Annotated in this window: 11 protein-coding genes and 4 tRNA genes; all 15 read left to right on the top strand. The window is 53.9% G+C overall.

All coding sequences use genetic code 11. The features are described from left to right. The first annotated feature begins 201 nt into the window (after positions 1–201). The 15 genes from birA (at position 202) to rpoB (ending at position 11,814) form a co-directional block, all read left to right on the top strand. Positions 202–1,155 (top strand): bifunctional biotin--[acetyl-CoA-carboxylase] ligase/biotin operon repressor BirA, encoded by a 954-nt coding sequence (birA, locus tag JJD74_RS10075; protein WP_115146449.1) that lies wholly within the window; start codon positions 202–204, stop codon positions 1,153–1,155. After that, positions 1,145–1,894 carry a pantothenate kinase gene (locus tag JJD74_RS10070; RefSeq protein ID WP_200613357.1) on the top strand — a complete coding sequence of 250 codons (750 nt, stop codon included), beginning with the start codon at positions 1,145–1,147 and terminating at the stop codon, positions 1,892–1,894. The genes birA and JJD74_RS10070 overlap by 11 nt, the downstream gene beginning before the upstream one ends. Before the next feature lie 7 nt (positions 1,895–1,901). After that, entirely contained in the window at positions 1,902–2,339 is a 438-nt protein-coding gene (locus tag JJD74_RS10065; RefSeq protein ID WP_200613353.1) for a hypothetical protein, read from the top strand. Positions 2,340–2,483: 144 nt separating this feature from the next. Beyond that, positions 2,484–2,568 (top strand) — tRNA-Tyr (locus tag JJD74_RS10060). Between the two features lie 25 nt (positions 2,569–2,593). Then, a tRNA-Gly gene (locus JJD74_RS10055) sits at positions 2,594–2,667 on the top strand. A 26-nt stretch (positions 2,668–2,693) separates the two neighbouring features. Further along, positions 2,694–2,769: transfer RNA gene (locus JJD74_RS10050), tRNA-Thr, on the top strand. 84 nt (positions 2,770–2,853) lie between these two features. Further along, a complete protein-coding gene (tuf, locus tag JJD74_RS10045; RefSeq protein WP_042561351.1) occupies positions 2,854–4,047 on the top strand; it encodes an elongation factor Tu in 1,194 nt (397 codons plus the stop codon). A gap of 53 nt (positions 4,048–4,100) precedes the next feature. Continuing rightward, positions 4,101–4,176, top strand: a tRNA-Trp gene (locus JJD74_RS10040). 45 nt (positions 4,177–4,221) lie between these two features. Next, positions 4,222–4,590: a preprotein translocase subunit SecE gene (secE, locus tag JJD74_RS10035; RefSeq protein ID WP_042561350.1), complete on the top strand. Its 369-nt coding sequence runs from the start codon at positions 4,222–4,224 to the stop codon at positions 4,588–4,590. Between the two features lie 9 nt (positions 4,591–4,599). Next, positions 4,600–5,133 (top strand): transcription termination/antitermination protein NusG, encoded by a 534-nt coding sequence (nusG, locus tag JJD74_RS10030; protein WP_007916492.1) that lies wholly within the window; start codon positions 4,600–4,602, stop codon positions 5,131–5,133. Positions 5,134–5,250: 117 nt separating this feature from the next. Next, complete coding sequence (rplK, locus tag JJD74_RS10025; RefSeq protein WP_042561349.1) at positions 5,251–5,682, top strand: 50S ribosomal protein L11; 432 nt, start codon at positions 5,251–5,253, stop codon at positions 5,680–5,682. After that, on the top strand, positions 5,682–6,377 hold the full coding sequence (gene rplA, locus JJD74_RS10020; protein WP_042561348.1) for a 50S ribosomal protein L1: 696 nt from the start codon (positions 5,682–5,684) through the stop codon (positions 6,375–6,377). Before rplK ends, rplA begins: the two co-directional genes overlap by 1 nt. Before the next feature lie 198 nt (positions 6,378–6,575). Beyond that, entirely contained in the window at positions 6,576–7,076 is a 501-nt protein-coding gene (gene rplJ, locus JJD74_RS10015) for a 50S ribosomal protein L10 (RefSeq protein ID WP_007916479.1), read from the top strand. A 78-nt stretch (positions 7,077–7,154) separates the two neighbouring features. Beyond that, entirely contained in the window at positions 7,155–7,520 is a 366-nt protein-coding gene (rplL, locus tag JJD74_RS10010) for a 50S ribosomal protein L7/L12 (protein ID WP_042561347.1), read from the top strand. A gap of 220 nt (positions 7,521–7,740) precedes the next feature. Beyond that, positions 7,741–11,814: a DNA-directed RNA polymerase subunit beta gene (gene rpoB, locus JJD74_RS10005; protein ID WP_042561346.1), complete on the top strand. Its 4,074-nt coding sequence runs from the start codon at positions 7,741–7,743 to the stop codon at positions 11,812–11,814. Positions 11,815–11,821 lie beyond the last annotated feature (7 nt).

The following is an 11,821-nucleotide window of genomic DNA, read 5'->3' as shown; positions in this document are numbered from 1 at the left end:
AGCAGTGAAACGATGCATCGCCGATGGTAGTGTGGGGTTTCCCCATGTGAGAGTAGGTCATCGTCAAGATTAAATTCCGAAACCCCAATTGCGAAAGCAGTTGGGGTTTTGTTTTGCCCGCAGGAAATGTACCTGCTTGATTTCTATGCAACGGCCCGGGGCATAGCTATCATTCGGGCCTCATTGTGAGGCGAGACTTGCATGCTGACGTTGTTGAATCTTCTGAAGGATGGACGGTTTCATTCTGGTCAGGACCTTGGCGCTGCCTTGGGAATTAGTCGAAGTGCGGTATGGAAGCAGCTTCAGCACCTCGAGGCTGAGCTTGGGCTATCCATCCACAAAGTTCGGGGGCGTGGCTATCAGCTATCTGCTCCGCTGATGTTGCTCGATCCTCTTAAAATGGCAGGAATGAAAGCAGTCTGGCCAATCACGGTCCTGGACACTACCGACTCCACTAATGCTGAGGCGTTGCGCGCCATTGGCTTAGGGCAAGAGGCCCCATTTTTGGTGCTTGCCGAGAGACAGACCTCCGGGCGGGGGCGCAGGGGGCGCAAGTGGGTTAGCCCGTTTGCCGAAAACCTTTATTTCAGTCTTGTTCTGCGGATTGATGGAGGTATGCGCCAGCTTGAGGGGCTCAGCCTTGTCGTTGGGCTGGCAGTCTTGCAAACCCTACGAAAGCTGGGTGTGACTGGCGCTGGTTTGAAGTGGCCCAATGATGTTCTGGTTGGCAATAAGAAGATTGCCGGCATCCTGTTAGAACTGGTTGGAGATCCGGCGGATGTTTGTCACGTGGTTCTGGGTATAGGCGTTAACGTGAATATGCAGGTTGCAGAAGAGGTTGATCAGCAATGGACGTCCATGCGGCTTGAGACCGGTAAAAGCTGTGATCGCAATATTCTAGTGGCCGAGTTGGGCGAGCAATTGCTGGCATACATACAGCGTCAACAAATAGATGGTTTCTCGGTTCTTCAGGCTGAATGGGAAGAAAATCATTTGTGGCAAGAGCGATCGGTGTCCTTGATTGCTGGTGTCAGTCAAATAGATGGAGTAGTGCTCGGAATTGATAACCAGGGTGCGCTGCGATTAAAGGTGAATGGCGTGGAAAAGGTCTTCAGTGGCGGCGAGCTCAGTCTGAGGTTACGCGATGATTCTTGAGCTCGACTGCGGAAACAGCTTCATAAAGTGGCGAGTGCTAAGTGGTGCTGAGGTTGTGGTGGTCGCGGAGGGAGTGGTTGATTCGGACCTGGCGCTTTGCGAAAGCTTGTGCAAGCTGAGCGGGCTGTCGCTAAGAAGTTGTCGCATGGTGAGTGTTCGTACTGCTGCGGAGACTAGTGCCTTAATTGAGATGCTTGAGCGAGACTTCGGTGTTTCAGTTATCTGTGCGAAACCTGCTCGTGAAATGTCAGGTGTTAGAAACGGTTACGAAGATTACGAGCGTCTAGGTCTGGATCGTTGGTTGGCGATGCTGGGTGCTTTCCGTCTGGCTAAAGGTCCATGCCTCGTGCTGGATTTTGGTACGGCAGTGACAGCTGACTTTATCGCAATAGATGGGGATCATCTTGGTGGTTTCATTTGTCCTGGTATGCCGTTGATGCGCAACCAGTTGCGTACCCATACTCGAAAAATTCGCTATGACGATGTCGCTGCTGAGCGTGCGCTGACAAGCCAGGCGCCGGGACGAAGCACTGTTGAGGCTGTAGAGCGCGGATGCTCACTGATGTTGAGGGGGTTCGTGCTTACCCAGTTGGAAATGGCGCGATCCTATTGGGGGGAGGGCTTCACTGTATTTATTACAGGTGGCGACGCAGATCTGGTTGCAGGTGTAGCGCCCGGGGCCAGGTTTGTTCCAGATCTTGTATTCGTCGGTTTAGCTGTGGCGTGTCCTTTGTCTTGAGGTATGTATGCGTTGGATGTTCCTGCTGCTTCTTGTTCTCAATGTTTTCTATTACGTCTGGCATCAACAGGAAGCGCCATTGCGGGCAAAGGACGTAACGCCGCTGAGTTTGTACAAGGGTTCACAGCAGGATATTCGTCTGCTGAGTGAAGGTGGAAGGGCCTCCAAGGAGAAGTCTGGTCCGCAACGAACTGAAAGTCAGTGCCTTTATCTCGGTGGTTTTGCTCGTCAGGAGATGGTTGCGGTGCTAGGCGAGCGTTTGGCTCAAATGGATATCAAGGCTCAGCCATCGCTTGAGGGGTCTCCTGCAGCGGGTTTCTGGATGCGTATTGCACCTGAAAGCCAGCGTTTGCTGGGGGATGCGCAGTTGCAAAACCTTTCCAACGAATTCAATGAGTTAAAACATAAAATAATGCGGTGTGAGGGGGTTGCACCTGCTGAATAGTTTGAATAGAATGGCGCCCGCTCCGCAGTGAAGACCTTTCAAAGGTTGACGAAGTAGGGCGATGTCAAAGCAGCTAACCTCAGGTTTTTAAATGAGAAATTGCTTGACAAGGGTTTGGCATAGTATAGAATGCCGGCCTGATTAGGAGGGGTTCCCGAGCGGCCAAAGGGATCAGACTGTAAATCTGACGTCTACGACTTCGAAGGTTCGAATCCTTCTCCCTCCACCAGATTTTAGCGTGAGCTGCAAGCTCTGCGGGTATAGTTTAGTGGTAGAACCTCAGCCTTCCAAGCTGATGATGCGGGTTCGATTCCCGCTACCCGCTCCAAGTTTGCAGGTTGTGCAAAGTGTTTCGCTCTTGTAGCTCAGTTGGTAGAGCACACCCTTGGTAAGGGTGAGGTCAGCGGTTCAAATCCGCTCAAGAGCTCCATATAACAAGGCAGATATGAAAATATCTGCCTTTGTTTTAATGGCTTTTGTTGTTTGCTTAATTCTTCTGATAGGGGTGATATCGATGGCTAAGGAAAAGTTTGATCGTTCCCTACCGCACGTCAACGTTGGGACCATCGGTCACGTTGACCACGGTAAAACCACTCTGACTGCTGCTCTGACTCGCGTTTGCTCCGAGGTTTTCGGTTCTGCAATCGTTGACTTCGACAAGATCGACAGCGCCCCGGAAGAAAAAGCTCGCGGTATCACCATTAACACCGCGCACGTTGAATATAACTCGCTGATCCGTCACTACGCTCACGTTGACTGCCCAGGTCACGCTGACTATGTGAAGAACATGATCACCGGTGCTGCCCAGATGGACGGCGCAATCCTGGTTTGCTCGGCCGCTGATGGTCCGATGCCACAAACCCGTGAGCACATCCTGCTGTCCCGCCAGGTTGGCGTTCCGTACATCGTGGTTTTCCTGAACAAGGCTGACCTGGTAGACGACGCTGAGCTGCTGGAACTGGTTGAGATGGAAGTTCGCGACCTGCTGTCCACCTATGACTTCCCAGGCGACGACACTCCGATCATCATCGGTTCGGCTCGTATGGCTCTGGAAGGCAAAGACGACAACGAAATGGGCACCACTGCCGTTCGTAAGCTGGTTGAGACTCTGGATACTTACATTCCGGATCCGGTTCGCGTAGTCGACAAGCCGTTCCTGATGCCAATCGAAGACGTATTCTCGATCTCGGGTCGCGGTACTGTTGTGACCGGTCGTATCGAGCGCGGTATCGTTCGCGTTCAGGATCCACTGGAAATCGTTGGTCTGCGTGACACTACTGTTACCACCTGCACCGGTGTTGAAATGTTCCGCAAGCTGCTCGACGAAGGTCGTGCTGGCGAAAACTGCGGCGTGTTGCTGCGCGGCACCAAGCGTGACGACGTAGAGCGTGGCCAGGTTCTGGTTAAGCCGGGTTCGGTTAAGCCGCACACCAAGTTTGAAGCGGAAGTTTACGTTCTGAGCAAAGAGGAAGGCGGTCGTCACACTCCGTTCTTCAAAGGCTATCGTCCACAGTTCTACTTCCGGACCACTGACGTGACCGGTAACTGCGAACTGCCGGAAGGCGTTGAAATGGTAATGCCGGGCGACAACATCAAAATGGTTGTCACCCTGATCAAGACCATCGCAATGGAAGACGGTTTGCGTTTCGCCATCCGTGAAGGCGGTCGTACCGTCGGTGCTGGTGTCGTAGCTAAAATCATCGAATAAGCGGTTGTAATGTATTTTTCGGGCCGGCATAATGGTCGGCCTGATTTTGTTTTAGGTCAGTAGCTCAATTGGCAGAGCGACGGTCTCCAAAACCGTAGGTTGGGGGTTCGATTCCCTCCTGACCTGCCAGATTCACTCGGTGTGTCTGGCTTTCTTTTCACAGGATCTTCATAGATGACTCCTAAGGCTGAAGCACAAAGCTCTCGCTTCGATCTGCTCAAGTGGCTTGTAGTAGTCGCTTTGGTAGTTGTAGGCGTTGTTGGCAATCAGTATTACGCTGCTTCGCCGATCCTGTACCGTGTACTGGCTTTGCTTGTCATTGCTGCTGTAGCTGCCTTTGTAGGCCTGCAGACTGCGAAGGGCAAGTCTTTCTTTGTACTGGTTAAGGAAGCTCGTACCGAGATTCGTAAAGTCGTGTGGCCAACTCGCCAAGAAACCACGCAGACCACCCTAATTGTGGTGGCTGTTGTTCTGGTTATGGCGTTGCTGTTGTGGGGGCTTGATTCCCTGCTCGGTTGGCTTGTTTCCTTGATTGTCGGCTAAGGGTGTCCCGTGGCTAAGCGTTGGTACGTTGTGCATGCTTACTCGGGTTACGAGAAGCATGTCATGCGCTCGCTCGTTGAGCGAGTAAAGCTGGCTGGCATGGAAGATGGCTTCGGCGAAATTCTGGTTCCCACTGAAGAAGTGGTTGAAATGCGTAATGGCCAGAAGCGCAAAAGCGAGCGTAAATTCTTTCCAGGCTATGTGCTGGTACAGATGGACATGAACGAGGGTACTTGGCACTTGGTCAAGGATACTCCTCGGGTGATGGGTTTCATCGGCGGTACTGCTGATAAGCCTGCGCCGATTACTGATAAAGAGGCGGAAGCAATTCTGCGTCGTGTTGCTGATGGTAGCGACAAGCCTAAGCCGAAGACTCTCTTCGAGCCAGGTGAAACAGTACGAGTCAACGACGGGCCATTTGCTGATTTCAATGGTGTTGTTGAAGAAGTTAACTACGAAAAGAGCCGGATCCAAGTGGCGGTGCTCATTTTCGGTCGCTCTACTCCGGTAGAGTTGGAGTTCAGTCAGGTCGAAAAGGTCTAGCTGAGCAAGCATCCCAACCCCGCAGCCTTAGGCTGTGGGGTTTTGTCGTCACTGGGATATACGCGCAAGTAACCGGGGAGCCTTTCGAGGCGTTTGAACCCGTAATTGGAGTGCCTCATGGCCAAGAAAATTACCGCTTACATCAAGCTGCAAGTGAAGGCCGCTCAGGCTAACCCAAGCCCACCTGTTGGTCCTGCTCTGGGTCAGCACGGCGTGAACATCATGGAGTTCTGCAAGGCCTTCAACGCCCGTACTCAGGGTATTGAAGCAGGTCTGCCGACTCCAGTGATCATCACTGTCTACAGCGACCGTAGCTTCACTTTCGAAACAAAATCCACCCCTGCTTCGGTTTTGCTGAAGAAGGCGGCCGGTCTGACTAGCGGTTCCGCTCGTCCGAACACCGTTAAGGTTGGCACTGTTACCCGTGCTCAGCTGGAAGAAATCGCGAAAACCAAAAACGCGGATCTGACTGCAGCTGATATGGATGCAGCCGTGCGTACTATCGCCGGTTCTGCTCGTAGCATGGGCCTTAACGTGGAGGGTGTGTAATGGCTAAGCTGACCAAGCGTCAAAAGGCTATCGCCGGCAAAATCGAAGCAGGCAAGGCCTACAATATTGTAGACGCCGCTGCTCTGCTGGCTGAGCTGTCGACTGTCAAGTTCAGCGAGTCGTTCGACGTTGCTGTAAACCTGGGTGTAGACCCGCGTAAATCTGACCAGGTTGTTCGTAGCGCTACTGTGCTGCCACACGGCACTGGCAAGACCGTTCGCGTTGCTGTGTTCACCCAGGGTCCTGCTGCTGAGGCCGCTCTGGCTGCCGGCGCTGACCGTGTAGGTATGGATGACCTGGCTGCCGAAATGAAAGGCGGCGACCTGAACTATGACGTAGTGATCGCATCCCCGGATGCCATGCGCGTTGTAGGTCAGTTGGGTCAGATCCTTGGTCCACGTGGTCTGATGCCTAACCCTAAGGTTGGTACTGTAACTCCAGACGTAGCTACTGCGGTTAAGAACGCAAAAGCTGGTCAGGTTCGTTATCGCACTGACAAAAACGGCATCATTCACACTTCCGTTGGCAAGATGGGCTTCGACGCCGTCAAGCTGAAGGAAAACGTTGAAGCCCTGATCGCTGATCTGAAGCGTATCAAGCCAGCTTCTTCGAAAGGTATCTACGTCAAGCGCGTTACCCTGAGCACCACTATGGGCCCAGGTCTGATCATTGATCAGAGCTCGCTGGACGCGTAAGACGAAAGTTGGCGCGGTTATTCGCGCCAGTTGAAAGATTGGGGTCCCTGCCTGGCGGGGGCTATCCAAGACCGTAGGCGACGCAAGTCTTAAACCATAAGCCTACGCAGATGGTGCTCCCGGTTCCTTACCGAATCAGACACCAAAACGACATTCGGTTTCGATCGAATGAAACGGTAACAAGCAGGAGTTAAACCCGTGGCAATTAATCTCGAAGACAAGAAGGCCATCGTCGCTGAAGTCAACGAGGCTGCCAAAGTCGCTCTGTCCGCTGTCGTGGTTGATGCACGTGGCGTAACAGTAGGCGCAATGACCGGACTCCGTAAAGAGGCTCGTGAAGCTGGCGTTTACGTACGTGTTGTACGTAACACCTTGCTCAAGCGCGCTGTTGCTGACACTGAATACAGTGTTCTCAACGACGTGTTCACCGGCCCGACCTTGATTGCATTCTCCAACGAACATCCTGGCGCTGCTGCCCGTTTGTTCAAGGAATTTGCCAAAGGTCAGGATAAGTTCGAGATCAAGGCAGCTGCGTTCGAGGGCAAGTTCCTCGCAGCTAATCAGATCGACGTGCTGGCAAGCCTGCCGACCCGTGACGAAGCAATTTCTCAGCTGATGAGCGTGATTCAAGGCGCTACCAGCAAATTGGCTCGTACTCTGGCGGCACTTCGCGACCAGAAAGAAGCAGCTGCAGCTTAAGGCTCAGCGTTTCAACTCTCGCGTATTTTTGTTTATTTCGATGGCCTACAGGCTGTCCCCCAATTCAGGAAATAAGTCATGTCTCTGACTAACGAACAAATCATCGACGCAATCGGCGAAAAATCGGTTCTGGAAATCGTTGAGCTGATCAAGGCAATGGAAGAGAAGTTCGGCGTATCCGCTGCCGCTGCTTCTGCTGGTCCAGCTGCTGCTGCCGCTGTTGTTGAAGAGCAAACCGAGTTCAACGTTGTTCTGCTGGAAGCTGGCGAGAAGAAAGTAAACGCCATTAAAGCAGTTCGCGAACTGACCGGTCTTGGCCTGAAAGAAGCCAAAGAGAAAGTAGACGGCGCTCCTCAGGTTGTTCTGGAAGGCGTTTCGAAAGAAGCTGCTGAAGACGCCAAGAAGAAGCTGGAAGAAGCAGGCGCTAAAGTCGAGCTGAAATAAGCATCGACTTTGCTCCTCCAGCCCGAGCGTCAAGCGACAGGCTGATGGCTGGTGGCTCTTGCCACCGGCCTTTTTCCGTTATTGGCAGCCGACTGGGTCGGTGCTGATAACGAGCTGTAACCACCCGATGTGGTGGAGCAAACCATGGGGTTTGCACGATTTTCTGGCTGCTCCCGTCGGGAGGGGCCAAACAAGCAGGTGACCAAGCTGGGGAACGCTGATGGCTTACTCATATACTGAGAAAAAACGTATCCGCAAGGACTTTAGCAAGTTGCCGGACGTCATGGATGTGCCTTACCTCCTGGCCATCCAGCTGGATTCGTATCGTGAATTCTTGCAAGCGGGAGCGACTAAAGATCAGTTCCGCGACGTGGGCCTGCATGCGGCCTTCAAATCCGTTTTCCCGATCATCAGCTACTCTGGCAATGCTGCGCTGGAGTACGTCGGTTATCGCCTGGGCGAACCGGCATTTGATGTCAAAGAATGCGTATTGCGCGGTGTAACTTTCGCCGTACCTTTGCGGGTAAAAGTGCGCCTGATCATTTTCGACAAAGAATCGTCGAACAAAGCGATCAAGGACATCAAAGAGCAAGAAGTCTACATGGGTGAAATTCCCCTGATGACTGAGAACGGTACCTTCGTAATCAACGGTACCGAGCGTGTAATCGTTTCCCAGCTGCACCGTTCCCCGGGCGTGTTCTTCGACCACGACCGCGGCAAGACGCATAGCTCCGGCAAACTGCTGTACTCCGCGCGTATCATTCCTTACCGCGGTTCGTGGTTGGACTTCGAGTTCGACCCGAAAGACTGCGTATTCGTGCGTATCGACCGTCGTCGCAAGCTGCCGGCATCGGTACTGCTGCGCGCGCTCGGTTATACCACCGAAGAAGTACTGGACGCGTTCTACACCACCAACGTATTCCACCTGAGCGGCGAAACCCTCAGCCTGGAACTGATTGCATCGCGTCTGCGTGGTGAAATTGCCGTTCTGGATATCCAGGATGAAAAAGGCAAGGTCATCGTTGAAGCCGGCCGTCGTATTACTGCGCGCCACATCAACCAGATCGAAAAAGCCGGTATCAAGACGCTGGAAGTGCCTCTGGACTACGTCCTCGGTCGCACCACCGCCAAGGTTATCGTGCATCCAGCCACCGGTGAAATCCTGGCTGAGTGCAACACCGAACTGAACGTTGAGATCCTCGGCAAAATCGCCAAGGCTCAGGTTGTTCGCATCGAGACCCTGTACACCAACGACATCGACTGCGGTCCGTTCGTTTCTGACACGCTGAAGATCGACTCCACCAGCAACCAATTGGAAGCGCTGGTCGAGATCTATCGCATGATGCGTCCAGGCGAGCCGCCAACCAAAGACGCAGCCGAAACCCTGTTCAACAACCTGTTCTTCAGTCCAGAGCGTTATGACCTGTCTGCGGTCGGCCGGATGAAGTTCAACCGTCGTATCGGTCGTACCGAAATCGAAGGTTCGGGCGTGTTGTGCAAGGAAGACATCGTCGCGGTACTGAAGACTCTGGTCGACATCCGTAACGGTAAAGGCATCGTCGATGACATCGACCACCTGGGTAACCGTCGTGTTCGCTGCGTAGGCGAGATGGCCGAGAACCAGTTCCGCGTTGGCCTGGTACGTGTTGAGCGTGCGGTCAAAGAGCGTCTGTCGATGGCTGAAAGCGAAGGCCTGATGCCGCAAGACCTGATCAACGCCAAGCCAGTGGCTGCGGCGGTGAAAGAGTTCTTCGGTTCCAGCCAGCTGTCTCAGTTCATGGACCAGAACAACCCGCTGTCCGAGATCACCCACAAGCGTCGTGTGTCTGCACTCGGCCCTGGCGGTCTGACTCGTGAGCGCGCAGGCTTTGAGGTTCGTGACGTACACCCGACGCACTACGGTCGTGTTTGCCCGATCGAAACGCCGGAAGGTCCGAACATTGGTCTGATCAACTCCTTGGCCGCCTATGCGCGCACCAACCAGTACGGCTTCCTGGAAAGCCCGTACCGCGTGGTGAAAGACGCATTGGTTACCGACGAGATCGTGTTCCTGTCCGCCATCGAAGAAGCTGATCACGTGATCGCTCAGGCTTCGGCCGCGATGAACGACAAGAAAATGCTGATCGACGAGCTGGTAGCTGTTCGTCACTTGAACGAATTCACCGTCAAGGCGCCTGAAGAAGTCACCTTGATGGACGTTTCGCCGAAGCAGGTAGTTTCGGTTGCAGCGTCGTTGATCCCGTTCCTCGAGCACGATGACGCCAACCGTGCGTTGATGGGTTCGAACATGCAGCGTCAGGCTGTACCAACTCTGCGCGCTGACAAGCCGCTGGTAGGTACCGGCATGGAGCGTAACGTAGCTCGTGACTCCGGCGTTTGCGTCGTGGCTCGCCGTGGCGGCGTGATCGACTCCGTTGATGCCAGCCGTATTGTGGTTCGTGTTGCTGATGACGAAGTTGAAACCGGCGAGGCTGGTGTCGACATCTACAACCTGACCAAGTACACCCGCTCCAACCAGAACACCTGCATCAACCAGCGTCCGCTGGTGCGTAAAGGTGATCGGGTTCAGCGTAGCGACATCATGGCTGATGGTCCGTCCACCGATATGGGTGAGCTGGCACTGGGTCAGAACATGCGCATCGCGTTCATGGCCTGGAACGGTTACAACTTCGAAGACTCCATCTGCCTGTCGGAACGAGTTGTTCAAGAAGATCGCTTCACCACGATCCACATTCAGGAACTGACCTGTGTGGCGCGTGACACCAAGCTTGGGCCAGAAGAAATCACTGCGGACATCCCTAACGTGGGTGAAGCTGCACTGAACAAACTGGACGAAGCCGGTATCGTTTACGTAGGTGCTGAAGTTGGCGCAGGCGACATTCTGGTAGGTAAGGTCACTCCGAAAGGCGAGACCCAACTGACTCCGGAAGAAAAACTGCTGCGTGCAATCTTCGGTGAAAAAGCCAGCGACGTTAAAGACACCTCCCTGCGTGTACCTACCGGTACCAAAGGTACTGTCATCGACGTACAGGTCTTCACCCGTGACGGCGTTGAGCGTGATGCTCGTGCTCTGTCGATCGAGAAGACCCAGCTGGACGAGATCCGCAAGGATCTGAACGAAGAGTTCCGTATCGTTGAAGGCGCGACTTTCGAACGTCTGCGTTCCGCTCTGGTAGGCCACAAGGCTGAAGGCGGCGCAGGTCTGAAGAAAGGCCAGGACATCACCGACGAAGTTCTCGACGGTCTTGAGCATGGTCAGTGGTTCAAACTGCGCATGGCTGAAGATGCTCTGAACGAGCAGCTCGAGAAGGCTCAGGCCTACATCGTTGATCGTCGCCGTCTGCTGGACGACAAGTTTGAAGACAAGAAGCGCAAACTGCAGCAGGGCGATGACCTGGCTCCAGGCGTGCTGAAAATCGTCAAGGTTTACCTGGCAATCCGTCGTCGCATCCAGCCGGGCGACAAGATGGCCGGTCGTCACGGTAACAAAGGTGTGGTCTCCGTGATCATGCCGGTTGAAGACATGCCGCACGATGCCAATGGCACCCCGGTCGACGTCGTCCTCAACCCACTGGGTGTACCTTCGCGTATGAACGTTGGTCAGATCCTCGAAACCCACCTGGGCCTCGCGGCCAAAGGTCTGGGCGAGAAGATCAACCGTATGATCGAAGAGCAGCGTAAAGTCGCAGAACTGCGTACTTTCCTGGATGAGATCTACAACCAGATCGGCGGTCGTAACGAAGATCTGGACAGCTTCTCCGATCAGGAAATCCTGGATCTGGCGAAGAACCTGCGTGGCGGTGTTCCAATGGCCACCCCAGTGTTCGACGGCGCCAAGGAAAGCGAAATCAAGGCCATGCTGAAACTGGCAGACCTGCCGGAAAGCGGCCAGATGCAGCTGACTGACGGCCGTACCGGCAACAAGTTCGAGCGTCCAGTTACCGTTGGCTACATGTACATGCTGAAGCTGAACCACTTGGTAGACGACAAGATGCACGCTCGTTCTACCGGTTCGTACAGCCTGGTTACCCAGCAGCCGCTGGGTGGTAAGGCACAGTTCGGTGGTCAGCGTTTCGGGGAGATGGAGGTCTGGGCACTGGAAGCTTACGGTGCCGCTTACACTCTGCAAGAAATGCTCACAGTGAAGTCGGACGATGTGAACGGCCGTACCAAGATGTACAAAAACATCGTGGATGGCGATCACCGTATGGAGCCGGGCATGCCCGAGTCCTTCAACGTGTTGATCAAGGAAATTCGTTCCCTCGGCATCGATATCGATCTGGAAACCGAATAACACGTGA

The organism is Pseudomonas sp. MF6776, assembly GCF_016613125.1.
Classification (GTDB): domain Bacteria; phylum Pseudomonadota; class Gammaproteobacteria; order Pseudomonadales; family Pseudomonadaceae; genus Aquipseudomonas; species Aquipseudomonas iridis.
The sequence above is the reverse complement of the archived record's forward strand: the minus strand, read 5'-3'. Positions and strand labels throughout refer to the sequence as shown.

What these genes read in the sequence shown, in the direction of transcription:
- JJD74_RS10065 (WP_200613353.1), top strand. Translation starts at nt 1,902, where the DNA reads ATGCGTTGGATGTTCCTGCTGCTTCTTGTTCTCAATGTTTTCTATTAC.
- rplK (WP_042561349.1), top strand. Translation starts at nt 5,251, where the DNA reads ATGGCCAAGAAAATTACCGCTTACATCAAGCTGCAAGTGAAGGCCGCT.
- tuf (WP_042561351.1), top strand. Translation starts at nt 2,854, where the DNA reads ATGGCTAAGGAAAAGTTTGATCGTTCCCTACCGCACGTCAACGTTGGG.
- rplA (WP_042561348.1), top strand. Translation starts at nt 5,682, where the DNA reads ATGGCTAAGCTGACCAAGCGTCAAAAGGCTATCGCCGGCAAAATCGAA.
- secE (WP_042561350.1), top strand. Translation starts at nt 4,222, where the DNA reads ATGACTCCTAAGGCTGAAGCACAAAGCTCTCGCTTCGATCTGCTCAAG.
- JJD74_RS10070 (WP_200613357.1), top strand. Translation starts at nt 1,145, where the DNA reads ATGATTCTTGAGCTCGACTGCGGAAACAGCTTCATAAAGTGGCGAGTG.
- rplL (WP_042561347.1), top strand. Translation starts at nt 7,155, where the DNA reads ATGTCTCTGACTAACGAACAAATCATCGACGCAATCGGCGAAAAATCG.
- birA (WP_115146449.1), top strand. Translation starts at nt 202, where the DNA reads ATGCTGACGTTGTTGAATCTTCTGAAGGATGGACGGTTTCATTCTGGT.
- rpoB (WP_042561346.1), top strand. Translation starts at nt 7,741, where the DNA reads ATGGCTTACTCATATACTGAGAAAAAACGTATCCGCAAGGACTTTAGC.